We start from the raw sequence: 24,661 nt of genomic DNA on the forward strand, positions 1-24,661 counted from the left end.
TGACGGTGGGATGGGCGACCCTCGACGGGCGGAAGGCCGCCGGGTGGGCGATGATCCGACGATGAGCGCACCCCAGCAAGGGCAGATCGTGGCGCCGGACGGCGGGTCCGTGCGGGAGTTGCTGCGGGTCACCGCGCCGGTGGACCTCGCTGCGATCGATCCCCGGTCCGCCCCCGGCCTGCCGGCGACCGAGAGGACCGGCGAGCGCCGCAAGGCCTGGGCCCGCGAGCAGGTCGAACTGGTCGGCGGCGAGTTGGGCCGGCAGCAGGAGATGCTCTTCGCGATGGCCAAGGCCGCCTCGGACCGCCCGGCGCACCGGGTGCTGCTGGTCCTCCAGGCGATGGACTGCGGGGGCAAGGACGGCACGATCAAGCGGGTGGCCGGTGCCATGAACCCGCTGGGCCTGCACATTCGGTCATTCGGTCCGCCGACGCGGCAGGAGTTGCGGCACGACTTCCTGTGGCGGATCCGCCGGGCGCTGCCACCGCCCGGGTACGTCGGAATGTTCAACCGGTCACACTACGAGGACGTGCTGATCGCCCGGGTCGGCTCGCTGGTGCCGGAGGCCACCTGGCGAGCCCGTTACGACGAGATCAACTCCTTCGAGCGGGAGTTGGTCGACGGCGGGGTGACCCTGGTGAAGGTGATGTTGCACATCTCGTACGCCGAGCAGGGCAAGCGCCTGCTGGAGCGGCTCACCGACCCGCGCAAGCACTGGAAGTACAACCCGTCGGACGTCGACTCCCGGTCCCGCTGGGACGACTACCAGGCCGCGTACGCCGAGGCGCTGAGCCGGTGCGCGACGGACGCCGCACCCTGGTTCGTGGTGCCGGCGGACCGCAAGTGGTACCGGGACTGGGCGGTGGCGCATCTGTTGCGTGAGACGTTCGACACGCTCGCTCTCGGGTATCCGGCTGCCGATTTCGACGTCGCGCACGAGCGGGAGCGCTTGCTTGCTGGGGGAGCGGGTGCGGGTGGGGCGCCAGAGATGAACAGCAGATGAACGAGCGATGAATGTGGTCTGACCAGGGGTGGGCCGCCGAATTCGCGGTTCTGGCGTTTCCTAGCATTCACCGGGCGGACGCCGACGGACGCCGCCACCTTCCACCGACGCGACGAGGTCTGTGCTGTGAAGTTTTCCTTCCGCCCCACCGAGGGCGCCTTCTACGAGCTCTTCACCAGGGCCGCGCAGAACCTGGTCCGGGGCACCGCACTGCTCAACGAACTGGCCCTGCCCGGCGTCGACGTGCAGTCCGTCAGCGAGCGGCTGACCGAGGTCGAGCACGACAGCGACCAGATCACCCACGAGTTGTACAAGAAGATCAACTCGACCTTCATTACCCCGTTCGACCGGGAGGACATCTACCGGCTCGGCTCGCTGCTGGACGACGTGATGGACCACCTGGAAGCGGTCGGCGACCTGCTCTACCTGTACGGGCTGACCGAGCTGCCGGCGCTGCCCCGCGAGCTGCACGAGATGGTCAACGTGCTCGACCAGCAGGCCAAGCTGACCGCCGACGCGATGCCCCGGCTGAAGTCGATGAAGGATCTCGAGGACTACTGGATCGAGTGCAACCGGCTGGAGAACGAGGGCGACCGGATCAACCGGCAGCTACTCGTCCGTCTCTTCTCCGGTGAGTACGACGCGTTGACGGTGCTGAAGATGAAGGAGGTCGCCGACGAGCTGGAGGCCGCCTGCGACGCCTTCGAGCACGTGGCCAACACGGTCGAGACCATCGCCGTCAAGGAGTCCTGAGCCGGTGTCTCCCGAACTCATCGCCGTACTGGCGGTGATCGCGGTTGCCTTGGCGTTCGACTACACCAACGGCTTCCACGACGCCGCCAACGCGATCGCGACAAGCGTCTCCACCCGGGCGCTGACACCCCGGATCGCACTGGCGCTCGCCGCGGTCGGCAACTTCATCGGCGCCCACTTCGGTGCCGGGGTGGCCAAGACCGTCGGCGACGGCCTGGTCACCCTCCCCACCGGGGTGGCCAGCCTCGGTGTGGTCTTCGCCGGTGTGCTCGGCGCGATCGCCTGGAACCTGATCACCTGGTACTTCGGCCTGCCATCGTCGTCCTCACACGCGCTCTTCGGCGGTCTGGTCGGCGCGACCCTGCTGTCGGCCGGCGGCATCGTCCAGTGGGTCACGATCGGCGAGAAGGTCATCCTGCCGATGGTGCTGTCGCCGATCGTCGGCCTCACCCTCGGTTACCTGCTGATGCTGGCCATCCTCTGGCTGTTCCGGAAGGGGCAGCCGGGCAAGCTCAACCGGGGCTTCCGCTGGGCGCAGACCGCCTCGGCGGCCGCCATGTCGGTCGGCCACGGCATGCAGGACGCCGCCAAGACGATGGGCATCGTGGTTCTGGCCCTCTACACGGGCGGCTTCCAGGACGACAAGAGCCACATCCCCGGCTGGGTGTTCTGGACCTCGGCGACGATGCTGGCCCTGGGCACCTACGCCGGCGGTTGGCGGATCATCCGTACCCTCGGTCGTAAGATCATCGACCTGGGTCCGCCGGAGGGCTTCGCCGCCGAGACGGTGGCGAGCGCGGTGCTCTACTTCAACGCCCTGGTGCTGAAGGCGCCGATCTCCACCACCCACACCATCACCTCGGCGATCATGGGCGTGGGCGCGACCAAGCGCCTCTCCGCGGTCCGCTGGAACGTCGCCGGCAACATCGTGATCGCCTGGATCGTCACGTTCCCGGCCGCCGCGCTGATCGCCTGCGTCACCTACCTGCTGGTCCGGCCGCTCTTCGGCTGACCACCGCTCGGGAAAGGGCCCCTCGTCGACGCGACGAGGGGCCCTTTTCCTGCCCAGCCAGGTGCCGGGCGCGTCACACGTACCGGACGCCGATCTGTTCGCGCACCGTGTCCAGCAGGGCCATCACCTCAAGGGTGGTGGAGTGCGGCACCATCGGGCTCTCGGTCAGCCCGGCGGCCAGGCAGCGCTGCACCTCGATCGCCTCGTACTGGTAGCCGTTGCCGACGACCTCGGTGGAGATCGTCTCCGGCTCGACACCGTCGCGGTGCAGGGTCAGCGACCCCGGCCGGAAGAACGGCTCGGGCAGGTCGATGCGGCCCGTGCTGCCGGTGATCGAGGCGGACAGCTCACTCGCCCCGACCATGCCGCAGCTCAACGTGGCCAGCGCCCCGGTGTCGTAGCCGAACAGGATGCCGGTGTTCTCGTCCGTCCCCTCCGGGCCGAGCTTCGCCCAGGACCGGATGTGCTGCGGCACACCGAGCAGCAGGTAGGCCAGGCTGATCGGGTAGATCCCCAGGTCGAGCAGGGCACCCCCACCCAGTGCCACGGACCGCATCCGGTGCTCCGGCGGGAACGGCCCGGCGACCCCGAAGTCGGCCCGGACGCCGCGCACCGTACCGATCGCCCCGTCCGCGATCAGCTGCACCGCCCGCAGGATCATCGGATTCATCCGCATCCACATGGCCTCCATCAGGAAGACCCCGGCGGCGCGGGCAGTGTCCACCAGTTCGGTGCTGCTGGCCAGGTCGAGAGTGAACGGCTTCTCCAGCAGCACCGCCTTCCCGGCGGTCAGGCAGGTCATCGCCGCCTCGTGATGCGCGGCGTGCGGAGTGGCCACGTAGATCACGTCGACCTCCGGATCGGCGGCCAACTCCACCCAGGAGCCGTATGCGTGCTTCGCGCCGTAGGTGTCGGCGAAGCGCTGGGCGCTCTCGGCGGCGCGGGAGCCGACGGCGACCAACTCGGCGTCCGGCACGAGCCGGAGGTCTTCGGCGAAACGGCTGGCGATGTGGCCGGTGGCCAGGATGCCCCAACGAGTCATGCCGGAAACGCTAGCCGAGCCAGGTGAACCGTCGGCCAGCCGGCCACGCTTGCCGGGATGCGTGCCCCTGATCAACTCCGTGTCGGCGATGTGGGGGTGTCCTGGTGGCGGGATAAGGCGATATCGCCGATATGGAGTCGATCATGGCTGGCCGCGCCCCGGTCGCCGCGTCTTCGGCAACTAGGCTCGCGGCATGACGATCGACAGCGACGGCTTCGCCGCCCCGGCCGCCCTGGTCGAGCACGCCCGCCGGTTCCAGGCCGAGGGCGTCGCCCCGGCGGTGCCCCGGGTCGCGGCCACCGTGCTGCTGCTGCGTCCGACCGACACAGACTTCGAGGTGTACGTCATCCGCCGGGTCGCCGCGATGACCTTCGGCGGGATGTACGCCTTCCCCGGGGGCGGCGTGGACCGCTCCGACTCCGAGGCGCACCTGGACTGGGCCGGCCCGGCGCCGACCGAGTGGTCGGCCCGGCTGGGAGTGGCCCCGGATGCCGCCCAGGCGGTGGTCTGCGCCGCTGCCCGCGAGGTCTTCGAGGAGGCCGGCGTGCTGCTCGCCGGCCCGGACCCGACGACCGTGGTGGGCGACGTCAGCGGCGACGACTGGGAGGCGGCCCGGCAGGACCTGGAGGGACGCCGACTGGGCTTCGCCGCTCTGCTCGCCGACCGTCAGCTCACGCTTCGGTCGGACCTGCTGCTGCCGTGGAGCCGCTGGGTCACCCCTGAGTTCGAGCCGCGCCGCTTCGACACGTACTTCTTCGTGGCCCTGCTGCCGGCGGGGCAGCGGACCCGCGACGTCTCCGGCGAGGCCGACCACACCCTGTGGATCCGGCCGGCGGACGCGTTGGCCCGCGCCGAGGCGGGCGAGCTGACCATGCTGCCGCCGACCCTTGTCACGCTGGCCCAGGTGGCGGCGGCCGGCGATCTGGCCGGGGTGGCGCGGGCGGCGGCCGACCGGGACGCCGCCACGCCGATCACTCCACGCCTGGACCTGCCGCCCGACGGCGAACCCCGCTTCGTGCTCGGCTGACCCGCCGCCCGCCGCCCGCCGCCCGCCGCCCGCCGCCCGCCGCCCGCCGCCCGCCGTCGGAGAGAGGCGGAGAGGCCGGATACGGCACCGGCGCCCACGCCGGGAGGGCGGGGACGCCGGTGACGGTCGCGGTCGGCTCAGCCGAAGCGGCCGGTGATGTAGTCCTCGGTCTTCTTCACGCTCGGGTTGCTGAAGATCTTCTGCGTGTTATCGTACTCGATGAGGCGGCCCGGGTCGCCGGTCTTCTCGATCGAGAAGAAGGCGGTCCGGTCCGACACCCGCGCGGCCTGCTGCATGTTGTGCGTCACGATGATGATCGTGAACTTGTCCTTGAGCTGGAACATCAGATCCTCGATGGCCAGCGTGGAGATCGGGTCCAGGGCCGAGCACGGCTCGTCCATCAGCACGACCTGCGGCTCGACCGCGATGGTCCGGGCGATGCAGAGCCGCTGCTGCTGACCGCCGGAGAGGCCCGCGCCGGGCCTGCCCAGCCGGTCCTTGACCTCGTCCCACAGGTTCGCCGAGCGCAGCGCCTTCTCGGCCGCGTCCTCCAGGATCGACTTCTTCCGGACGCCGTTGAGCTTGAGGCCGGCCACCACGTTCTCGAAGATGCTCATGGTGGGGAACGGGTTCGGCCGCTGGAAGACCATGCCGATCATGCGCCGGACCGCTGTGACGTCCACGTCCCGGTCGTAGATGTCCTGGTCGTCGATCGTCAGGCTGCCCTCGACCCGGGCACCCGGCAGCACCTCGTGCATCCGGTTGATGGACCGCAGGAAGGTCGACTTGCCGCAGCCGGACGGGCCGATCAGGGCGGTGACCGTCTTCGGCTCGACGGTCAGGTTGATGTTCTCGATCGCCTTGAAGCCGCCGTAGAAGGCGGTGACGTTCGAGGCTTCGACACGCTTGGCCATGGTGGTGGTACCTCCGGGGTTCATCGGCTGAGCCGGTTGCGACGGGCCAGCAGCTTCGCCGCGATCGTCAGGATGAGCACGAGGGCGACCAGGGTGAGTGCCGCCGTCCACGCCCGTGCCGGCGCGTACCTCGACGCGTCACCGGCCTGCTGGTAGACGAAGAGGGACAGCGACGACTGGTTGTTCTCGAAGGGGTTGGTGTTGATCGCGGCGCCGCCGCCGGCGACCAGCAGCACCGGCGCCGTCTCGCCGGCCGCGCGGGCGACGGCGAGCATGACGCCGGTGACGATGCCAGGCAGCGCCGTCGGCAGGACCACCCGCAGGATGGTCTTCCACTTGGGTACGCCGAGCGCGTACGCGCCCTCGCGCAGTGGCGCCGGAACGAGGCGGAGCATCTCCTCGGTGGACCGGACGATGGTGGGCAGCATCAGCACGCTCAGCGCGAGCGCGGCGGCGAAGCCGGAGAAGCTCGGCCGGCCGTCGTTGAACCACGGCGACACGATCAGCACCCAGAACGCCAGCACGAACAGGCCGGAGACGATGGACGGGATGCCGGTCATGACATCCACGAAGAACCGGATCGCGAAGGCGAACCTGCCCCGGCCGTACTCGACGATGTAGATGGCGCAGAGGATGCCGAGCGGCACGGTGATCAGGGTGGCGATGCCGACCTGCTCCAGCGTGCCGACGATCGCGTGGTACGCGCCGCCGTTCGCGTCGCGGGCCCCGATGTTGTTCATCGAGGTCAGGAAGAAGTTGGCGTCCAGCCGCTCGGCACCCTTGCTGACCAGCGTCCAGACCACCGACACGAGCGGCAGCACCGCCAGCACGAACGCGGAGTGGATCAGCGCGCTCCAGGTGCGGTTACGGGCCGACCGGCGCCCCTCGACCGCGTTGGCGGCGGCGAAGAGCCCGACCAGGTAGAGGATCGCGCCGAGGACGACCACGAGGACCGGGCCGCCGATGGTGGTGCCGTAGACGATCACGGCGGAGAGCGCCAGGGCGGCGACGGCGATGGCCGGAGCGGCGTACCAGGGCAGTCGGCGACCCCGCAGCGAGTCGGGCTGGGCCGGCGGCCGGGTGCGGTGGGAGGTGGCGGTTGTGGTCATGCGGCCGACTCCGTGAACTCCCGGCGGCGGTAGATGATCGCCCGCGCCGTGATGTTGACGATCAGCGTGATGGTGAACAGCACCAGGCCGGAGGCGATGAGCGCGCCCCGGCCGGTCTCGTTCGCCTCGCCGAACGCGTTGGCGATGTTGGCGGCGATGGTGTTGCCGCCGTTCTGGATCAGGTTGAACGAGATGCCGAAGGTGATGCCGAGGGTCAGCGCCAGCGCGATGGTCTCGCCGAGTGCGCGGCCCAGGCCGAGCATCACCGCGGCGATGATGCCGGGGCGGCCGTAGGGGAGCACCGCCGTGCGGAGCATCTCCCAGCGGGTGGCGCCCAGGGCGAGGGCGGCCTCCTCGTTCGCCGTCGGCGTCTGGAGGAACACCTCGCGGGAGAGCGAGGTGACGATCGGCAGCACCATGATCGCGAGCACCAGGGCGCCCAGCATGACGGAGGCACCGAACGGGCCGTCGCCGCCGAAGAGCGGGATCCAGCCGAAGTGCTGGTTGAGCCAGACCGAGAAGTCCCGGACCGGGCTGCTGAAGACGTCCCGCCCCCAGAGACCGAAGACCACGCTCGGCACGGCGGCGAGCAGGTCGACCAGGAAGCCGAGCGCGGTGCCCAGCCGGCGGGGTGCGTAGTGCGAGAGGTAGAGCGCGATGCCCAGCGCTACCGGCACCGCCACGAGCAGCGCGAGTGCCGAGCTGAGCACGGTGCCGAAGGCGAGTGCGCCGATGCCGAACTTCGGCTCTGTCTCGTTGGGCGACCAGCCCTCGTAGGACCAGAAGTTCTCGGTGTTGGCGCGCAGGGCCGGCACCGCCTTCGCGACCAGGAAGATCGCGATGGCGGCGATGATGACCAGAACGGTGGTGCCGGCGGCCAGGGTGAGACCGCGGAAAGCCCGCTCGGCGCCGAACTTACGGCTGCGCGGCAGCGCGCCGCCGCCGCCCAGCCCGCCACCGCCCGGGGGACGGGTGCTGACTGGTGCCTCGGCCACATGCGCCGAGGCACCGGCGGGCCACTCGCGACTCTGGGTCACGCGCGTCCCGCCGGCGCCGGCGTCGGCCGAGCGGTGAGGGGTTTCACCCATCTGCTCGCTCGATTCGGTTGCTGAGGTGGTGGGGTCGGGTCAGGAGAGGTTCTTGACCGCGGTCTCGACCTTGGTGCGAACCGTCTCCGGCAGCGGGGCGTAGCCCAGGTCGGTCAGCGAGTTCTGGCCCTCGGCGCTGGCGGCGTAGCTCAGCAGACCCTTGACCAGCTTCAACTTGTCGGCCGCGAGGCCCTTGCCGCAGACGATCTCGTACGTCGCCAGGACGATCGGGTAGGCCCCGGCCTCCTTGGTGTTGTAGTCGACCGACAGCTTGAGGTCGTCGCCCTGGCCCTCGATCTTGGCCCCGGCGATGGTCTTGCCGGCCGCCTCGGCGGTCAGCGCGGCGAACTCGCCGTTACCGTTGCCGATCTTGGACATCTTGAGGCCGGCGTTCTCGGCGAACGACCACTCCATGTAGCCGATCGAGCCCTCGGCGCCCTTGACGCGGCTGGCCACGCCGTCCGAGCCCTTGGCACCGGTGCCGCCCGGACCCTTCCAGGCCTTGGCGTTGCCAAGCGTCCAGTCGGCCTCGGCGGTCTTGGAGAGGAACTTGGTGAAGTTGTCGGTGGTGCCCGACTCGTCCGAGCGGTGGACCGTCTGGATGGTGGTCGCCGGGAGCTTGGCGTCCGGGTTGTCGGCCTTGATGGCCGCGTCGTCCCACTTGGTGACCTTGCCGGCGAAGATCTTCGCCAGGGTGGCCGGCTTGAGCTGGAGGTTGTCCACGCCGCTGACGTTGTAGGCGACGGCCACCGGCCCGATCACCATCGGCAGGTGGATGGCCTTGCCGTCGACGCACTTGGCGTCGGCCTGCGGCTGCTCCTCCGGCTTGAGCGCGGAGTCGGAGCCGGCGAAGTCGGCGGTCCCGGCGATGAACGCCTGGATGCCGGCGCCAGAACCAGTCGGCTCGTAGTTGATCGTGGTGCCCTGGCACTTCTGCTGGTACGCCTTGATCCACTCGGCCATGGCGTTCTTCTGCGCCGACGAGCCCTGGGCGTTCAGCGTTCCGGTAGCGCAGTCGACCGCGGCGGTCGAGCCCGAAGCGCTTGCGCCGGGAGCGGGCTCGTTGTTGTCCGAGCCGCATGCACTGAGGCCGAGCGTCGCGGCGAGAGCGAGGCCGACGATAGCGCCGTACCGCTGGAGCTTCACCTGAGGGGTTTCCCTTCGCGTCTGACTTGGCGCCCCGATCCCGGGGCGCGAGGACCGGCAGTGACCGGCTGACACGAAAGTTAGAAGTGCCAGGTAGCCGGTTCGCCGGTCGCAAGTGAACGCAGGGTGAACACGTACGGCCTTCGAGATGACCGCTCGCTGAGGGTGAGTTGTCCGTTAAGTGAACCGGGGCACTTCAGTGCCCGTTGCTGCTCAGCCGAGGTGGTAGTTGATGTGCGCGGACCAGCGGGCGAAGCCCAGCCGCTCGTAGAGCGCGACCGCCCCGGCGTTCGACTCGTCCACGTAGAGCATCACTCGGTCCAGGCCGCGCTTGTCGCGCAGGTACGCCAGCCCCGCCGTGGTCAGCGCACGGCCGAGCCCGCCGCCGTGCGCGGTCGGCTCCACGCCGAGCACGTACACCTCACCGATGCGGGCCGATCCCGGGCGCTCGTGCACCTTGGTCCAGTGGAAGCCGAGCAGTCGGCCGGTCGAGGTCTCCTCGGCGAGCAGGAAGCCGGCTGGGTCGAACCACGGCTCGGCGAGGCGGACCCGCAGGTCTTCCGGGGTCCACCGACCCTGCTCGGGGTGCTCGGCGAAGGCCCGGGCGTTGAGGGTCAGCCACGCCGCGTCGTCCGCCCCCGGCCGGAACGCGCGCAGCGCCACGCCGTCGGGCAGGCGCGGCTCGCCCAGCGAGACGGCCAACGGCCGGCGTAGCTGCCAGAGCACCCGGGCACGGGTGAAGCCAAGGTCCACGGCGAGCGCCGCCGCCGAGGGGTGGTCGCCGTGCGCCCACGCCCGCAGCGGCCCGGTGGCCGAGGCGAGCACGCCCCGGGCCAGCGCCCGACCGGTGCCTCGCCGCCGGTAGCCGGGGTGCACCACAAGTTCCACCCCGATCCCACCGACCGGGTCGGTGGTGTCCAGGTGCGCGTACCCGGTGAGGGCGCCGTCGTCGGCGCGGGCCAGCAGGTGTACGGCCCTGGCCTCCGGGTCGCGCAACCGGAGCAGGACGTGCTCGTCGAGCGGGTCCGCGCCGTCGGTGTCGCCTGCGGCGCGGGCCAGGGCCAGCACGTCGGCGATCTCCGCCGGCTCCAGCCGGTCGGCCCGGGTCACCTGATCGCTGGTCGGCTCCGCGCTGCTCATCCCGCCACCGTATCCGCTGGGTGCCGTGACGCTCGGACCGTCGCCGAGTTAAGCCGCGGCCGTCGTCGAGTAGGGCTCGGTGTCGCCGGTGCGGCCACGGGCGGCGCTGGTGGGTGAGGTGCCTGTCGACGCCTATGGAGCTGAACCGTTTGCGACATCAGCTCCAAAGGCAGCGCACCAAGCCCTTGGCCTGCGGGATGGCAGGAGACGAGCAGCAGGACGCCTGTCGTCGAAGCTGTCGCCCGGCTCAGGTCGGGTCGGTGGGCAGCGCCTCCAACTCGAAGCGCGTGCTCAGGTCCGGCAGGATCCGGCGCAGCGCGTCGACCGTGCCCTGCCGGTCGCCGCCCGCGTCGTGCAGCAGCACCACCGAGCCCGGCTCCACCTGGGTGGCCACCGTCGCCGCGATCTTGCCGGCACCGGGCGCCTGCCAGTCGGACGGGTCCACCGACCAGTGCAGCGGGGTCATGCCGAGCTGCTGTGCCACCGACACCACGGGATAGGTCCAGGCGCCGCCGGGCTGTCGGTACCAGACGATCGGCACCTCCGGCACCGCTGCCCGGATCGCCGCGTTGGTGCGCAGCAGGTCGGCACGGATCTGGTCGGCCGACCGGTTGCCCAGGGAGACGTCGTGGTGCCAGGAGTGGTTGCACAGGGTGTGCCCGTCGGCCACGATCGCCTGGATCAGGTCCGGGTGGTCCTGTGCGTTCTCGCCCACCACGCAGAACGTGGCCTTGACGTCGTATTCGCGCAGCGTGGCGAGGACCTGCGGGGTGTAGCGCGGGTCCGGTCCGTCGTCGAAGGTCAGCGCGAGCCGGGCGTTGCCGGTGCCGGTGTGCGCGCCGAACAGCTTGTCGCCGCTGGCGTCCCGCCCCGAACCGTCCTGGCCGGCTTCGGTGGGGCCGGCACTGCGGCTGGCACTCGGGGTGCTGCTCGGTTCGTCGCTGGGAAGCTGGTCGGCGTAGTGCGGGTCGTCGCCGCTGGTGGTGATGCCGGTGGCGTGCCGTCGAGGTTCGTCGGGGACGAGAGCGCGCCCCAGCACGTACGCCGAGCTGAGCAGTGCGACCACCACCACCGTCACGATCGCCGCCGCTCGCGCGGTCGAGTTGACCCGAATCACGGCTTCCGCCCGGTCGACCGGGCGCGCCGGCCCGTCGCCCCCGTGGAACCTGCGCGCACCGATGCCCCCTTTTTCGACAAACCCGGCAGTCAGAATAGAACCGACGAGCTGCCTAAAAAGGGCATATAGGAAATCGTCCTGGGCGGGACCCGCTCCCCGGGCGGCGTGGGGTCAGACGGGCAGCGGCGCGTGCTCCGGCTCGGGCAGCGACCGCGACGGCGGAACAACGAACTTGTAACCCACCTGGCGGACGGTGCCGATCATCGACTCGTACTCCGAGCCGAGTTTGGCGCGCAGCCGCCGGACGTGCACGTCCACCGTCCGGGTGCCGCCGAAGTAGTCGTAACCCCACACCTCGCGCAGCAACTGGTCCCGGGTGAACACCCGACCCGGGTGCTGGGCCAGGAACTTCAGCAGCTCGAACTCCTTGTAGGTGAGGTCGAGCGGGCGGCCCTTGAGCTTGGCCGCGTACGTGTCCGGGTCGATGGTCAGCTCACCGGCGCGGATCGAACCACCGGCGCCGGCGGTCGCGTTGCTCAGACGCCCGACCGCCAGACGCAGTCGCGCCTCCACCTCGGCGGGACCGGCCGAGGCGAGGATGACGTCGTCGACGCCCCAGTCGGCGTTCAACGCGATCAGGCCGGCCTCGGTCACCACCGCGACCAGCGGCACGCCGAGCCCGGTGGCGTGCAGCATCCGGCAGGTCGCCCGGGCCTCGCTCAACTCCGATCGAGCGTCGACTAGCACCGCGTCCGGGCTGGGCCCGGCGACCAGGGTGCGGACGTCACGCGGCGCGGTGCGAACCGAGTGCGGCAACAGGTCGAGTGCCGGCAGCACAGCCGACGGCTCCCCCGCACGTGCGGTCACCAGCAGCAGGATCTCCACGATCACCTCCGTCCCGGCGGCGCATCGCCGCGCGCGACCAGACACACTCACCAAGGAGTGCGCTGAGAAATTGCGTGGTCCCGGCGTCGCTGACGGGCGGGTAACGCGTTTGAGCCTAACCGATCGCCTCGACCGCACCATCAGGCCATTTCCTGTTTGTCTAGCTTGCCCCTGATCGTGGCGCAGGTTTTAACGTTGCTGAAACCCGGGACCACCGCGTCGGGCGGTCGGTCTGGCACGATCGGGGCGTGTTTCCCTCCACCTCGCCCGACGCCGGCCGCGAATCGTGGCCGGACGGCCCCCGCTCGGGTCCGGCCGCCCCGACCCGTGGCCATCCACCGGCGCCGCGCACCGGGCCGGCCGTCACCGACGCCGAACGCCGTGAACGAGGTGGGCCGCGCCGGGCCCGCCGCGCCGGTGAGCCGGCCCGCCGCTCCGAGGACGAGATCGACGAGCCGGAGGAAGAGGTCGTACCCGCGGTCGAGGTGCGCCGCTCGCTGGCGCTGACCATCGCCGGCTTCGCCGCGCTGCTCGGTCTCGGTCTGGTGCTCGGCGCGCAGACGTCGGGGCCGGGCCACCGGCTGCCGTTCGCCTTCATCATCTTCGGCGTCCAACTGCTGTTCGTTCTCGCTTGGGCGATGGCGATGCGCCCGCCGGCGCCGCTGCTGGTCGGTGGGATCAGCGCCGCGGTCGCCGCAGCCGTCGACATCGCCGCCGTGCAGACCGACGTCGCCGGCCTGGCGCCACTGGGTTTCCTGGCCGTCGGCGGATTCCTCGCCGCGGTGCTCGGTCAACTGGTCCGTCGGGTCGACCGGGTCCGGGTCACCGATTCACTCGGCGCCACGCTGCTCATCGTGGTCGGAGTGGTGGCCTTCGGCACCCTGATCGTGCTCAGCCGCATCCCGGCCGGCACCCAGGCGATCACCGTCTGCCTGACCGCGAGCGGGGTGGCGCTGACCGTCGCCCGGCTGACCGACGCGGTGCTGCCGTGGCCCCGGCTGGCCCCGCAGGTGCCTCGGGGCGCCGCTGGTGTGGTGGCCGGTGCGATGGCCGGCACGCTGGTCAGCGCGGTGCTCGGGAGCTATCTGGTGACGCCCTTCACGCCGACCCGGGCCGCGGTGCTCGGTCTGGTCGCGGCGGTCACGGCCGTCCTCTCCGACCTCGCCGTGGGGTACGCGGAGGCGGGCCGCCTGATGGCCGGCGAGCTGCCCACCATGTGGGTTGCCCGGCACATGCAGGGGCCGCTCGGCGGCTTCGCGCTGGCCGCGCCTGCGGCGTACGCCATGTGCATGCTCTTTCTCTGAGCAACGGTTGAGCGCGGTGCCGGTCGGGTACCAACGGAGGCGCCGCGCTGCGGCACCGGTACGGACGCCCCGCCCGCCGTGGCGGGCGGAGACAGGAGGCGTCGTGGCCCAGGAGTATCCGGCTGGTGAGGCCCGGCCCCGGCGGCGCGGTCGCAAGCTGCTCATCGGTTTGGTCGTTCTGCTCCTGGTGGTGGCGGCCCTGCTGGTGGTCGCCGACCGGGTGGCGGTCGGGGTGGCCGAGCGTCTCATCGCCGACCGGGTCAGCCAGGAGGTCAGCAAGCAGGGCGCGCAGGCAGCCGCCCCCGAGGTCGAGGTCGGCGGGACGCCGTTCCTCACCCAGGTGCTCGACGGCCGCTACGAGCGGATCTCCATCAAGCTGCGGGACGTGCAGGCTTCGGTCGAGGGCGACGCCGTACGTCTGCCGGTGTTGGACGTGGACGCCCGCAACGTGCGGGCATCCCTGGACACGCTGCGCACCGGGCAGGGTGACGTCGTCGCGGACACCGTCAACGGCACCGGCACGATCAGCTACGACAGCCTGGCCGCGTTGCTGAACCGGCCCGGGCTCACCCTCGGCGAGCAGGGCGGCAAGCTCGCCGTCACCGCGCCGGTCGACGTGCTCGGTCAGAACTTCACGGTCAGCGGCACGGCGGACGTCACCGTCGCCGAGAGCGGCGCGGTCGCCCTGCGCTTCAGCAACCTGGACGCCGAGGGCCTGCCCAACCTGCCACTGGCCCGCACCATCCTGAACAACTACGCCAAGGGCATCTCCGTCGACGTCCCGTTGCCCGACCTGCCGTTCCAGCTCGCGGTCCGGGAGGTCCGGCCGTTGCCCGAAGGGTTGGCCGTCACCGCCGACGCGAAGGACGTGCCGATCAACTCGGTTGGCTGAGTGGCGCGTCAGGCCCTCCGGCGGCGGGACGCCGCTACGGCCCAGCGGCCCCGGTGATTCCCGGATGCTGGTCGGCTCTGTGGCAGCCCGGTCACTCACTGGTAGGCTCCGTGGCCATGGGGACTCACCTCACCAAACGGCGCGCGGTCGACCTGTGCCGCGTGGCCACCTGCCTGTGTCGCCCCGTCATCTGACGGCGGGGCTGTTTTCGGCCGCCTGAGGCGGCCACCGGCATGCAGGGTCCCCCGACCCCTCCGGTGATCCCACCAAACGCCCGGCAGCGGCGCCGTCGCACGAACCTGTGATCCCGTCCTTCCGTTGGGTCCCGCGCGTTGCGACAGCTTCACCCATTGACATCCGCGCGCTGGCTCACCATCCATTCACCAGGGAGTGATTCGATGAGTCGCGACACCGCACTCGTTTCGGCCGAGTGGGCCGAGAAGAACCTCGACGCCCCGGGCGTCGTCTTCGTCGAGGTCGACGAGGACACCTCGGCCTACGACACCGGCCACATCGCCGGCGCCGTCAAGATCGACTGGCGCACCGACCTGCAGGACCAGGTCCGCCGGGACTTCGTCAACAAGACCCAGTTCGAGGCGCTGCTCTCCGAGCGGGGCATCAGCAACGACGACACCGTCATCCTGTACGGCGGCAACAACAACTGGTTCGCGGCGTACGCCTACTGGTACTTCAAGCTGTACGGCCACGGCGACGTGAAGCTGCTCGACGGCGGTCGCAAGAAGTGGGAGCTGGACGCCCGCCCGCTGGTCACCGACGCGGTTTCCCGCCCGGCGACGCAGTACGTCGCGCAGGAGCCGGACACCTCCATCCGGGCCTTCCGCGACGAGGTCGTCGCCGCGATCGGCACCAAGAACCTGGTCGACGTGCGCAGCCCCGACGAGTTCGCCGGCCGGCTGCTCGCCCCCGCCCACCTGCCGCAGGAGCAGGCGCAGCGGGCCGGTCACATCCCGACCGCGCTCAGCGTTCCGTGGTCCAAGGCGGCCAACGAGGACGGCACGTTCAAGTCCGACGACGAGCTGCGCAAGATCTACGCCGACGCCGGGCTGGACGACGGCAAGGAGACGATCGCGTACTGCCGGATCGGCGAGCGTTCCTCGCACAGCTGGTTCGTGCTGCAGGAGCTGCTCGGTCACCGCAACGTGAAGAACTACGACGGCTCGTGGACCGAGTACGGCTCGCTGGTCGGTGTCCCGGTGGCGCTCGGTGACGAACCCGGGGAGGCCTGACGATGACCGCTCCCACCGCCGCGGGTTGCGCCGCACCGGACCAGGCCGCGCCGTTGCCGGCCAGCCTGGACCTGGAGAAGGAAACCGTGATCACGGGCATCGTCCGCTCCGCGGCGGACGAGGTCGTGCCGGGTGCGTACGTCCGGCTGCTGGACTCGACCGGTGAGTTCACCGCCGAGGTGGTCACCTCGGCGGCCGGTCAGTTCCGGTTCTTCGCCGCGCCGGGCTCCTGGACGCTGCGGGCGCTCTCCCGGCACGGCAACGGCGACGCCGCCGTCACCGCCGGCCGGGGCCTCAACGAGGTCACCGTCACCGTCGCCTGACCCACTGCTCTGATCGACCGGGGCCGGTCACCCATATCAAGGGTGACCGGCCCCGGTCGTCTCGGAGGGGTCAGATGCCGGTGGCTCTCGTGCAGGACGAGGCCGGGTCGAGGCCGAAGTCGAGCGTGTTGACGATGCCCGCCTCGATCCGTGTGCGCCGGCTCTGCGGCACCCAGCCGTCCTTCGCCACGATCACCTCGTACCGGCCTTTCGGCAGCCACCAGACGTACCGGCCCTGGGCGTTGGCGGTCAGGGTGTGGCCGGTGGTGCCGCCCACCAGGTTCACCCGGACCGTCGCCGGGACTCCCACGATGGCTCCGCCGCAGGTGACGCCGGTGACGGTGCCCTGGATCCTGCCCCAGTTGGCCGGCGGCGACACGTGCATCGTCACCGGCACCGCAGCCACCGGGTAGGGCGTGTTCGACGCGATCCCCAACTCGCCGGAGTAGGTGCCCGGCTGGGCCACCTCCGTCGCCGCTGTGGCTCGCAGGGTGACGGTGACGGCCCGGGACGCGCCCGGCGCCAGGGTGAAGCTGGCCGGCGTCGTGGCGAGCCACGGCAGGTCGACCTCCCCGGCGCAGAGGTCCAGGCCGCCCATCCGCTCGCTCTCCGCGGAGCCCACGAAGGAGGACGGCGATCCGCCGATCTTGTACGCGCCGCAGGCGGCGGCGCCCCGGTAGCGGCCGAACTGGACGTTGGGCAGGTCCCGCCAGATCCCGGCCACCGGGTCGTACCCGATGGTCCGGTTGGTCACCGCGGTCGACGCCGCGGTGACGCCACCGGCCAGCACCAGCAGACCGCCGGCGGCCGTGTGCTGCGAACCCCAGAGGTCGACCGGCAGGTTGGGCAGGCGGGTCCACGCGTCCGCCGCCGGGTCGTACCGGTGGGCGTCGGTGTAGTCGCTGCCGCCGGTGCCGCCCGCGCAGTACACCGCGCTGCCGATCCCACCGCAGGAGAGCCAGGAGACCGGGTGCGGGTAGGCCGCGCCGGTCTGGAACGAACCGGTCGCCGGGTCGAAGACGACGAGCCGGTCCGAGTCGGTGCAGGTGCTGTCGAGGCAGCCACCGACCAGGTACGCCTTTCCGCCGGCCACCGCGCCGCCGGCCGCCGCCACCGGGAATGGGTTGCTCGCCCCGGCCACCGTGCTCCAACTGTTCGTGGCCGGGTCGAACACGTCCACCGAGGCGACCGTCTCGTCGTCGGCGCCCCAGCCGCCGATCACGTACAGCTTGCCGCCCACGGCTGCGGCGACCGGCTTGGATCGGGCCGTCGGCAGGTCGGGCAGCGCCGTCCACACGTCGGTGTCGGGGTCGTACCGCCATGCTTTGCGTTCCTGGCCGCTGCCGCCGCCACCGCCGACGGAGTAGACCTTGCCGTCCAGGTTGGCCGCCGCGTTGTCGTAGACCGCCGTCGGCAGGTCGGCGATCCCGGCCCAGGCGTCCTGCGCCCGTGGCCTGGCCTCGGTGTTCGCCCCGCCGTACGTGGTGCCGGTGCGGGTCTTGCTGATGCCCTTCATCTTCTGCTCCCGCAGCGGTGCTCCCGCCCTGGCCAGCAGGTCGAACCGCCCGTTGCGCTCCACCAGGTCGATGGCGGCCGGGGCCGTGCCGGTGTTGCGCACCGTCACCTTCGTGGTCCGGGTGCTGCCGTGCGGCTGGTACGACTCGACGCCGCCCGGGGTGACGGTGAGCCGACCGGCCGCCAGCGCGAGATCCGCCCGGCGGGCCCTGTCGGCCACCACGGTCACCCTCTTCGTCGCCTCCTGGTACGGGGATCGGCTGGCAGCGAACTGGTGCGCCCCGGTCAGCCGGGAGAAGAGCTGGTAGAAGCCGTCCGGCAGGGCCGGGTCCTCCGGCGTCGCCGACGACACCCCGCGATCCTCCGGCTGGTCGGCGCTGACAACGGTGACCCCGTTGAGCGGCGTGCCGGTGTTGCGGTCGGTGGTCACGCCGAGCACCAGCCCACCGGGTATCGGCGCGCAGTCGCGGTTGACCAGTTGCACGTCGTCGACCTCCCACCACCAGGCGAAGCCGCCGTGGAAGCGGAACCGGACCTGGACGGTGGAGGCTCCGGCCGCCGGATCCAGCGGCACCTCCTCGACGCGCGGTCCGCGCCGGCTGTCGGTCTGGTGCCAGACGGTGGTCCAGGTGTCGCCGCCGTCGGTGGAGACGTCCACGTCGGCGGTGTCGCTGACGCCGACGGCCCGCCAGTCGCTGCGGAAACGCAGCACCGGCGCCGGGACGGCGCTCAGGTCGACCGTCGGGGTCACCAGGTCGGTGTCCTGCCTCTTACCGGAGCCGAGGCGGTCGCTGTCCACGATGGCGAAGGCACCGCTGCCACCGGTGAGGTTGCCGCGCTCGCCGTCGTCGCTGAAGGTCCAGCCGCCGTCGCCGGTGCGGTTGCGCACCGACCAGCCGCCCGGCGGGTCGGTGCCGTCGAAGCTCTCGTCCAGCACCGGCGTGCCGAAGCTGCTGGCGTAGCCGGCCGCCGTGCAGGCCGGCTCGACCGGTACGACGATGTCGGCCGTCACCGGCCGCGTGCCGGTGGCCACGTCCCGGGTCACCGTGCGGTAGCCGGGATGGCGGGCCGCCACGGTGAGCCGGTAGGTGGTGCCGCCCGGCACGGTGAACGAGTACCGGCCGTTGACCGGGTCGGTGAAGACCGGCCCACCGGGGCGGCCGGCGACCTCGACCCGGGCGTAGAGCGGCCAGCCGTGCCCCGAACCGTCGGTGACCCGGCCGCTGACGGTGACCGTCGGGCTTGCCACAAGCGCGAAGTCCCGGGTGACCGCGCTGCCCTCGGTGACGGTGACGGTGGCCGACTGCCCGGCGTAGCCGTACGCGCTCACGGTGACCGTGGCCTCGCCGGCCGGCACGGTGAGCGCGTACCGGCCGTCCGCGCCGGTGGTGACGCTGCGGCTGCCGTCGCCGACTGTCGCGCCGGCGATCGGGTCGCCGCCGGCTACCGCGGTCACGGTGCCGGCGATCCGTCCGACCGTGCCGCGCGGGGCGGCCCGCACCGCCGCGTACGCGTCGAGTCGGCCCTCACCGAAGACGTTGTTGTCGGCGGCGGTGCCCCCGCAGGCGGTGGCGTCGACGTCGCGGGCGGTTCGGTCGAGCAACTCCTCGGTGGCGGCGATGTCGCCCTTCAGACCCGGTGCCGCCGACCAGACCAGCGCGATGGTGCCGGAGACGTGTGGGGCGGCCATCGAGGTGCCGTCGAAGGCGGCGTAGGAGTTGCCCGGCACGCTGGAGCGCACGTTGCTGCCCGGGGCAGCGACGTTCGGCTTGTACGACTGCGGGTCGGTGGCGTCGCCTCGGCCGGAGAAGTCGGAGATCGCGTTGTGCACGTCGTACGAGCCGACCGCGTACGCGTCGGCGTTGTCGCCGGGGGAGCCGGCGCTGCCGCAGGCCGGGCCGTCGTTGCCGGAGGAGAAGACGGGGAACATGCCGGCAGCCCGCCAGGCCGCGATGGTCTGCTGATACCACGGATCGTCGCCGGCGCCGCCCCAGGAGTTGTTGACCACGTCGGGCCGCAGGTCGGGGCGGGGGTTCTGCCCGTTCAGGTCGGTGGGGGCCAGCACCCACTGGCCGGCGGCGAGCAGGGAGGCGTCGGAGCAGGAGTCCGCCTCGCAGCCCTTCGCGGCGATCCACCGGGCGCCGGGGGCGACGCCGATCTGGTTGCCGGCGCCGTCGTCGCCGACCATCGTGCCCATGGTGTGGGTGCCGTGGCCGTTGTTGTCGCAGGGTGCCGGGCTCGGGCACACCCCGGCCGGGTCGTACCAGTTGTGGTCGTGGTCGACGGCGCCTCCACCGACATTGCCCCGGTACGCCCCGACCAGCGCGGGATGGTCGTACTGGACGCCGCTGTCGATGTTGGCGACCACCACGCCCTCGCCGCGGTCGCCCAGGTCGCTCCAGACCTGGGGCGCGTTGATGTTGGTCAGCCCCCACTCGACGCCGTCGGCGCTGGCACGGCTGCCGGCGGCCGGCGTCGGTCGCCGCAGCGGGTAGCTGCGGGTGGGTTCGATCCGGGCCACCTCGGGTCGCTTGGCGATCTCGTCGACCAGCTTCCGGTCGCCGGTCACCCGCACAGCGTTGGCGATCCAGTAGGCGGTGTGCGAGGCCCGGCGGGCGGTCAGCAGCGCCCGCAGATCGTGCTGGGTGCGCTCGGCGGTCGTGGTGAGCAGCCGGTGCACCTCGCGGGCCCGGTCGTCCGCGTCACGGAGCTTCGCGGTCCGGGCCACCGGCGCGGTGTCCCGCAGGTAGACCAGGAAACTCCCGCTGCCGGTCGCGCCGAGTTGGCGCAGCAGTCGCTGGTCCACGCGGGCCGGCGCGGGTTGCGGGTCCGGTTCTCGTTGGGCAGCGACCGCGGGTTGGGCGGTGAGGCCCAGCAGGATCGCGGCGCACGCCACGGCTGTTCGCCGGAGAGCGGATCTCAAGGATGATGGTCGGAGCACTGTTCCTCCCCACGTTGGGTCCCGATCGGTTCGGGACGGGCGCGCCAGACGGTGCTCAATGGATAACGTCGGGAAGTGCCTGGTCAGTGACGTTTGCGGCGAATACGGCCCGGTGTCCCGTGGCCGACCGACCGCTGCCTCCGGGCCGGCGGACCGCTCGTGACACCATGACCGGGTGAGCGGTGCTGTCCAGACGGGTTGGGCCCCGTCGAGCGGTCCCGCCGCGCCGGCACCCGCCCGGCGTCGGCGGCACTGGCTGCTGGTCGCGTCCGTGCTGTGGGCGGTCCTGCTGGCCGGGCTCGCCTGGATGTCGGTCCGCGACGACCCACCGACCGTGCGCGAGCAGCGCACCCTCGACCAGGCCGGTCCGATCGTCGACCGGGCGGTCGGCGAGCTGGCCCGCGCGGCCGGTCCGGCCGGGCTGCTCGAACTGGGTTCCGCCCGGATCCGCTCGGGCTGTCGGGTCACCCCGCTCTCCGATGGTGCCGCCCTGCGACGTGAGGTCGGTGTGCTCGCGCCCGCCGGCACCGAGCGGGCCGTGCTGACCGGGATCGCCGATCGGCTGCCGGCCAACTGGCGAGCCGGGGTCGGCCCCGGCCTGGACGGCCCGGAGCTGCGCGCCGACGCCGGCGAGTTCGTCGCCGTCGGGGGCCGGTCGACCGGGGACGGCCGGGTCCGGTTGACCGTCGAAACCGGCTGCCGGCCGGTGGGCTCCGGCTACACCCCGACGCCCGCGACCGCCGCCGGCCCGGAGGCCGCAGCCCTGACGGCCGCGCTGACGGCACTCGACCGGCCGGCCGATGCCGCGCCGGAGCTGGTCACCGCACCCTGCCCGGGTGGCGCGCTGGCCCGCACCGCGCGGTCCGCCGAGCTAGACCCGCCCGCGCCGGCCGCCGCGCTCGCGCCGCTGGCCGGCGGCGCCCCACTGCTGGACAACCCGCCGGTGTACGCGTACCGGGTCGGCGATGTCACAGTGCTGGCCGAACTCGGCCCGGACGCCGTACGCCTGGCCGCCACCGTCGGCTGTCCGGACTAGGGCGAGACGCCCCGGTCAGCCGTCCGTCGCCTCATCCGGGTCGCGGCTGCGGCCCAGCGCGTCGACCCGCCCCCAACGGCCGGGAATGTCCAGCAGCTCGATCCGGCCCATGCCCGGCGGCACGGCCGGATCGATGATCAGATGCTCGCCCTGTGGCTCCAGCCCCAGCATCACCCGCAGCAACAGCAGCGGGGTGCCCGTCGACCACGCCTGCGGGCTGCACGCGGTCGGATACTCCACCGGATAGTCGGTGAGATCGCGGGCGTAGCCGGCGAACGCCTCCGGAAGCCGCCCTCCGAAGTAGCGGGACGCCGCGAGCATCGCGTCGCAGATCAGCCCGGCCTCCTTGCGGTAGCCGTACCGCCACAGGCCCCAGGCGATGATCGAGTTGTCGAACGGCCAGACGGTGCCCACGTGGTAGCCGATCGGGTTGTACCGGCCCTGGTCCTCGGCGAGGGTCCGCACCCCCCAGCCGGAGAAGAGCTGCGGGCCGAGCAGGTGCTCGACCACCTTGCCGGCCCGGGACTCGTCCACGATGCCGCTCCACAGCAGGTGCCCGATGTTCGACGTCAGCGCGTCGACCTGCCGGCCGTCGGCGTCCAGCGCGAGCGCGTAGTACCCCCGCTCGGTGATCCAGAAATCGTGGTTGAACCGCTGCTTCAGCGCGGCGGCCTCCTGCTCCAACCGGTCGGCGTACGCCGGGTCGTTCCAGAACGTCCGGGCCAACCGGGCGGCCCGGATCTTCGCGTCGTACGCGTAGCCCTGCAACTCGCAGGTGGCCAGGGGAAAGCCGGGCAGTTGGCCGTCGGCGTACGAGATGGCGTCCCAGGAGTCCTTCCAGCACTGGTTCTGCAGGCCGGACTCCGGGTTGCGGGTCTGGTACCAGAGATAGCCGGTGCCGAGCAGGTCGCCGTACGTGTCGATCCACTCCAGTGCCGCTCGCACGTGCGGCTCCAACCGACGGACCAGCGCGGCGTCGCCGGTCCAGCGCTCGTACTCGTCGATGAGGATCACGAACAGCGGCGTCGAGTCGGCCGACCCGTAGTACGGCGAGTGCGGCTGCTCCTCGAAGCCGGCGGTTTCGCCGTACCGCAGCTCGTGCAGGATCTTGCCGGGCTCCTCGTCCCGAAAGTCGTCCACCCGGTGCCCCTGCAGGCCGGCCAGCATCAGGATGGTCGGCGGGATCAGCTCCGGCAGGAACGGCACCACCTGCAACGAGGTGAAGATGCTGTCCCGGCCGAACAAAGTCATGAACCAGGGCAGCCCGGCGGCGATCAGCCGTACGCCCAGGGCGATCGACTCGTAGCGCAGGGCGGCCAGGTCGTTGAGGCTGCGCCGGTACGCCCCGGCCAGCGGCTCGCAGTCGCAGCCGAGCTTCGGTGCCCGGTCGATCAGCTCCTGCTGCTCGGCGCGGATGGCGTCCGCGCTGCGGCTGCCGCCGAACGGCAGCGTGGCCCGGATGTCCTCGCCCCGCGCACCGTAGACGACGGTGGACACGCGTAGCCGGGTGGTCCACTCGCCCTTGCGGCCGATCCGGATCCGGAAGGACATCCCGGCGGTGTCGACCTCCGCCGGCATGCTGGAGCTGACGAGTGTCTCTCGGTGGAACGCCTCCCGCCGGTAGGTCAACCGCAGCTCGTTGTCGGTCACCGAGACCGTCGTGTGGCCCTGCTTCTGCCGAGCGTGCTTGATCTCGAACAGGTCGGCGAAGTCACTGCTCATCTCCAGCCGGACGGTGCACTCGAGCTCATCGCCGGAGTGGTTCAGCACGGTCAGCTCCTCCTCGAAGCTGCCCCCGATCGACCGGCTGCGGATCACCGACGCCTTGGCGTCCAGGTAGTGCGTGGGCTGCCCGGGGGCCAGGAAGAACTTCGTCCGGTACGACTCGCTGTCGTCCATCGAGAGGGTGTGCAGCCGCTGGCCGTCCAGGGTCAGCACCCAGCTGGACAGGAAGCGCGTGTCGAAGGAGAACAGCCCGGTGGGGAAGTCGAACGACGGCTCGATGTCGCCCGCCCGGTCGCAGACCAGGAAGGTGTTGCCGTCCAGGATGCTGACGAGATCCTTCACGCCGGCCGCCCGGCTGCCTTTCGGGCCACCTCGCGCGGGTCGCGGGTGCCCGGCGGGTTCGGGAAGAAGCGGCGGAAGGCCAGGAAGAGCACCACGTTGCCGCTGAACGTGCTCTCGTTGCGCAGCACCGCGGCGATCCCCTGGGCCTCCCCGGTGATCAACCGGTCGAACAGGGCCGCATCGCAGGACCAGATGGCGTCGGCCGGGCCCCGCTCGCGGCTGATCCGGACCGTGCCCGGTTGCATCCGGACCATCCACTGCTCGGTCTGCTGGCCGGTGCTGAGATCGATCTGGAGGGCACCGTCGGCCAGGCCACACAGGATGGCAGGGGCACGCGCCGGCAGTGATTCGAAGAACCTCTCCGTCGCCTCGGTCACCTCCGAATCGTAGGCAGCTGACCGGGGTGCCGGGCCGGTATCCGTACTCCGCCGGCCTGTCCCGCCGTGGCGCGCTGGTGGTCAGTAGACCAGTGCCTGCGCGCCCTCTGCCATGGCCTCCTCGACGAAGGCCGCGGCGCCCGCGATCCGGACACCGGGAAGGACGTCGTCCGGGCCGATCCCCCGGCGGGCCGCGCACTGGGTGCAGGCGGTCACCCGGCCACTGGTCAGGATGACGTGCAGCAGCTCGGCCAGCGGCGCGGAGTGCGGCAGCTCGAACTCCTGGGCGCGGCCGGGCAGCACGAACCAGGTCGATTCCCCGGTGAGCCAGAGCGAGACGTCCACACCGGCCGCGACCGCCGTGGCGGCGACCGTGAACGCCTGCGCGCACCGCTCCGGGGCGTCCGCCCCCGCGGTGGCCTTGACGACGAGAGAGCGGGCCATGACGCACAGCATAGGATGGGTTGGATGGTTACCGAGATCGGGTTCGTCAGCCTGCTGGTCGCCGGCCTGGGCGGGCTCGCCGGTGGCCTCGTGTACCTTGCCGTACGCATATCGAGAGGACGCTGGTGAGCGCGAGGAGTGAGCCGGGTTTGCGAGCCCCGCAGTCGCGAGCGAAGGTGGCACGGTGAGCGCGAGGAGTGAGCCGGGTTTGCGAGCCCCGCAGTCGCGAGCGAAGGTGGCACGGTGAGCGCGAGGAGTGAGCCGGGTTTGCGAGCCCCG

23 protein-coding genes are annotated in these 24,661 nt (G+C 71.5%); 11 read left to right on the forward strand and 12 right to left on the reverse strand.

From position 1 onward, the window contains the following. Nucleotides 1-61 precede the first annotated feature (61 nt). The 3 genes from ABZ808_RS23470 to ABZ808_RS23480 all read left to right on the forward strand — a co-directional run bounded on the left by ABZ808_RS23470 (nt 62) and on the right by ABZ808_RS23480 (nt 2,768). Entirely contained in the window at nt 62-1,003 is a 942-nt protein-coding gene (locus ABZ808_RS23470) for a PPK2 family polyphosphate kinase (protein WP_357010228.1), read from the forward strand. Between the two features lie 126 nt (nt 1,004-1,129). Beyond that, nucleotides 1,130-1,756, forward strand: a complete 627-nt coding sequence (locus tag ABZ808_RS23475; protein WP_030327784.1) for a DUF47 family protein — start codon at nt 1,130-1,132, stop codon at nt 1,754-1,756. Between the two features lie 4 nt (nt 1,757-1,760). Next, nucleotides 1,761-2,768, forward strand: coding sequence for an inorganic phosphate transporter (locus tag ABZ808_RS23480; RefSeq protein WP_357010231.1), 1,008 nt, complete (start codon nt 1,761-1,763; stop codon nt 2,766-2,768). Nucleotides 2,769-2,841: 73 nt separating this feature from the next. Here the strand turns inward: ABZ808_RS23480 and ABZ808_RS23485 are convergent, their stop codons facing one another. Continuing rightward, nucleotides 2,842-3,810: a Gfo/Idh/MocA family oxidoreductase gene (locus ABZ808_RS23485; protein WP_357010233.1), complete on the reverse strand. Its 969-nt coding sequence runs from the start codon at nt 3,808-3,810 to the stop codon at nt 2,842-2,844. Between the two features lie 193 nt (nt 3,811-4,003). Between ABZ808_RS23485 and ABZ808_RS23490 the strand changes: the two genes are divergently transcribed. Beyond that, nucleotides 4,004-4,837: an NUDIX hydrolase gene (locus tag ABZ808_RS23490; RefSeq protein WP_357010236.1), complete on the forward strand. Its 834-nt coding sequence runs from the start codon at nt 4,004-4,006 to the stop codon at nt 4,835-4,837. Nucleotides 4,838-4,974: 137 nt separating this feature from the next. Here the strand turns inward: ABZ808_RS23490 and pstB are convergent, their stop codons facing one another. From pstB to ABZ808_RS23525, 7 genes are all read right to left on the reverse strand, one after another. After that, on the reverse strand, nt 4,975-5,751 hold the full coding sequence (gene pstB / locus ABZ808_RS23495; RefSeq protein WP_357010239.1) for a phosphate ABC transporter ATP-binding protein PstB: 777 nt from the start codon (nt 5,749-5,751) through the stop codon (nt 4,975-4,977). 20 nt (nt 5,752-5,771) lie between these two features. Further along, nucleotides 5,772-6,860: a phosphate ABC transporter permease PstA gene (pstA, locus tag ABZ808_RS23500; protein WP_357010242.1), complete on the reverse strand. Its 1,089-nt coding sequence runs from the start codon at nt 6,858-6,860 to the stop codon at nt 5,772-5,774. Continuing rightward, nucleotides 6,857-7,948, reverse strand: a complete 1,092-nt coding sequence (pstC, locus tag ABZ808_RS23505) for a phosphate ABC transporter permease subunit PstC (RefSeq protein ID WP_357010245.1) — start codon at nt 7,946-7,948, stop codon at nt 6,857-6,859. Before pstC ends, pstA begins: the two co-directional genes overlap by 4 nt. Before the next feature lie 39 nt (nt 7,949-7,987). Beyond that, on the reverse strand, nt 7,988-9,094 hold the full coding sequence (pstS, locus tag ABZ808_RS23510; RefSeq protein ID WP_357010248.1) for a phosphate ABC transporter substrate-binding protein PstS: 1,107 nt from the start codon (nt 9,092-9,094) through the stop codon (nt 7,988-7,990). A 213-nt stretch (nt 9,095-9,307) separates the two neighbouring features. After that, nucleotides 9,308-10,234 carry a mycothiol synthase gene (gene mshD / locus ABZ808_RS23515; RefSeq protein ID WP_357010250.1) on the reverse strand — a complete coding sequence of 309 codons (927 nt, stop codon included), beginning with the start codon at nt 10,232-10,234 and terminating at the stop codon, nt 9,308-9,310. A 247-nt stretch (nt 10,235-10,481) separates the two neighbouring features. Next, nucleotides 10,482-11,351, reverse strand: a complete 870-nt coding sequence (locus ABZ808_RS23520; RefSeq protein WP_357010252.1) for a polysaccharide deacetylase family protein — start codon at nt 11,349-11,351, stop codon at nt 10,482-10,484. Between the two features lie 171 nt (nt 11,352-11,522). After that, entirely contained in the window at nt 11,523-12,242 is a 720-nt protein-coding gene (locus ABZ808_RS23525; RefSeq protein ID WP_357010255.1) for a response regulator transcription factor, read from the reverse strand. 242 nt (nt 12,243-12,484) lie between these two features. Between ABZ808_RS23525 and ABZ808_RS23530 the strand changes: the two genes are divergently transcribed. From ABZ808_RS23530 to ABZ808_RS23550, 5 genes are all read left to right on the forward strand, one after another. After that, nucleotides 12,485-13,540, forward strand: a complete 1,056-nt coding sequence (locus ABZ808_RS23530) for a hypothetical protein (protein WP_357010257.1) — start codon at nt 12,485-12,487, stop codon at nt 13,538-13,540. Nucleotides 13,541-13,643: 103 nt separating this feature from the next. Next, entirely contained in the window at nt 13,644-14,432 is a 789-nt protein-coding gene (locus tag ABZ808_RS23535; RefSeq protein ID WP_357010260.1) for a DUF2993 domain-containing protein, read from the forward strand. Nucleotides 14,433-14,548: 116 nt separating this feature from the next. After that, the gene (locus ABZ808_RS23540) at nt 14,549-14,626 is read left to right on the forward strand and encodes an Ms5788A family Cys-rich leader peptide (RefSeq protein WP_310503780.1); all 78 of its coding nucleotides are present in this window, start codon (nt 14,549-14,551) and stop codon (nt 14,624-14,626) included. 204 nt (nt 14,627-14,830) lie between these two features. Beyond that, on the forward strand, nt 14,831-15,679 hold the full coding sequence (locus tag ABZ808_RS23545) for a sulfurtransferase (RefSeq protein WP_357010262.1): 849 nt from the start codon (nt 14,831-14,833) through the stop codon (nt 15,677-15,679). Between the two features lie 2 nt (nt 15,680-15,681). Continuing rightward, nucleotides 15,682-16,002, forward strand: coding sequence for a DUF1416 domain-containing protein (locus tag ABZ808_RS23550; RefSeq protein WP_357010265.1), 321 nt, complete (start codon nt 15,682-15,684; stop codon nt 16,000-16,002). A gap of 70 nt (nt 16,003-16,072) precedes the next feature. Here ABZ808_RS23550 and ABZ808_RS23555 read toward each other — a convergent pair whose 3' ends face one another. After that, nucleotides 16,073-20,458 (reverse strand): S8 family serine peptidase, encoded by a 4,386-nt coding sequence (locus ABZ808_RS23555; RefSeq protein WP_357010268.1) that lies wholly within the window; start codon nt 20,456-20,458, stop codon nt 16,073-16,075. A 175-nt stretch (nt 20,459-20,633) separates the two neighbouring features. On the opposite strand from ABZ808_RS23555, the gene ABZ808_RS23560 reads away from it, so the two are divergent. Beyond that, nucleotides 20,634-21,494, forward strand: a complete 861-nt coding sequence (locus tag ABZ808_RS23560) for a hypothetical protein (RefSeq protein ID WP_357010271.1) — start codon at nt 20,634-20,636, stop codon at nt 21,492-21,494. Between the two features lie 15 nt (nt 21,495-21,509). Here ABZ808_RS23560 and ABZ808_RS23565 read toward each other — a convergent pair whose 3' ends face one another. The 3 genes from ABZ808_RS23565 to ABZ808_RS23575 form a co-directional block, all read right to left on the reverse strand. After that, complete coding sequence (locus tag ABZ808_RS23565) at nt 21,510-23,561, reverse strand: glycogen debranching N-terminal domain-containing protein (RefSeq protein ID WP_357010274.1); 2,052 nt, start codon at nt 23,559-23,561, stop codon at nt 21,510-21,512. After that, on the reverse strand, nt 23,558-23,938 hold the full coding sequence (locus ABZ808_RS23570) for an SCP2 sterol-binding domain-containing protein (protein ID WP_357010277.1): 381 nt from the start codon (nt 23,936-23,938) through the stop codon (nt 23,558-23,560). The genes ABZ808_RS23565 and ABZ808_RS23570 overlap by 4 nt, the downstream gene beginning before the upstream one ends. Before the next feature lie 81 nt (nt 23,939-24,019). Further along, nucleotides 24,020-24,394, reverse strand: a complete 375-nt coding sequence (locus tag ABZ808_RS23575) for a DsrE family protein (protein WP_357010280.1) — start codon at nt 24,392-24,394, stop codon at nt 24,020-24,022. Nucleotides 24,395-24,406: 12 nt separating this feature from the next. On the opposite strand from ABZ808_RS23575, the gene mtfM reads away from it, so the two are divergent. Further along, the gene (gene mtfM, locus ABZ808_RS23580; protein WP_030327764.1) at nt 24,407-24,511 is read left to right on the forward strand and encodes a small membrane protein MtfM; all 105 of its coding nucleotides are present in this window, start codon (nt 24,407-24,409) and stop codon (nt 24,509-24,511) included. The last annotated feature ends 150 nt before the right edge of the window (nt 24,512-24,661 follow it).

The sequence above is a fragment of the Micromonospora sp. NPDC047527 genome (assembly GCF_040643015.1).
Taxonomy (GTDB): Bacteria; Actinomycetota; Actinomycetes; order Mycobacteriales; family Micromonosporaceae; genus Micromonospora.

Excerpts from the sequence above, each read along its gene's own strand:
- ABZ808_RS23470 (WP_357010228.1), top strand. The coding sequence starts at position 62 with ATGAGCGCACCCCAGCAAGGGCAGATCGTGGCGCCGGACGGCGGGTCC.
- ABZ808_RS23485 (WP_357010233.1), bottom strand. The coding sequence starts at position 3,810 with ATGACTCGTTGGGGCATCCTGGCCACCGGCCACATCGCCAGCCGTTTC.
- ABZ808_RS23490 (WP_357010236.1), top strand. The coding sequence starts at position 4,004 with ATGACGATCGACAGCGACGGCTTCGCCGCCCCGGCCGCCCTGGTCGAG.
- pstB (WP_357010239.1), bottom strand. The coding sequence starts at position 5,751 with ATGGCCAAGCGTGTCGAAGCCTCGAACGTCACCGCCTTCTACGGCGGC.
- pstA (WP_357010242.1), bottom strand. The coding sequence starts at position 6,860 with ATGACCACAACCGCCACCTCCCACCGCACCCGGCCGCCGGCCCAGCCC.
- pstC (WP_357010245.1), bottom strand. The coding sequence starts at position 7,948 with ATGGGTGAAACCCCTCACCGCTCGGCCGACGCCGGCGCCGGCGGGACG.
- mshD (WP_357010250.1), bottom strand. The coding sequence starts at position 10,234 with ATGAGCAGCGCGGAGCCGACCAGCGATCAGGTGACCCGGGCCGACCGG.
- ABZ808_RS23540 (WP_310503780.1), top strand. The coding sequence starts at position 14,549 with ATGGGGACTCACCTCACCAAACGGCGCGCGGTCGACCTGTGCCGCGTG.
- ABZ808_RS23545 (WP_357010262.1), top strand. The coding sequence starts at position 14,831 with ATGAGTCGCGACACCGCACTCGTTTCGGCCGAGTGGGCCGAGAAGAAC.
- ABZ808_RS23550 (WP_357010265.1), top strand. The coding sequence starts at position 15,682 with ATGACCGCTCCCACCGCCGCGGGTTGCGCCGCACCGGACCAGGCCGCG.
- ABZ808_RS23575 (WP_357010280.1), bottom strand. The coding sequence starts at position 24,394 with ATGCTGTGCGTCATGGCCCGCTCTCTCGTCGTCAAGGCCACCGCGGGG.
- mtfM (WP_030327764.1), top strand. The coding sequence starts at position 24,407 with ATGGTTACCGAGATCGGGTTCGTCAGCCTGCTGGTCGCCGGCCTGGGC.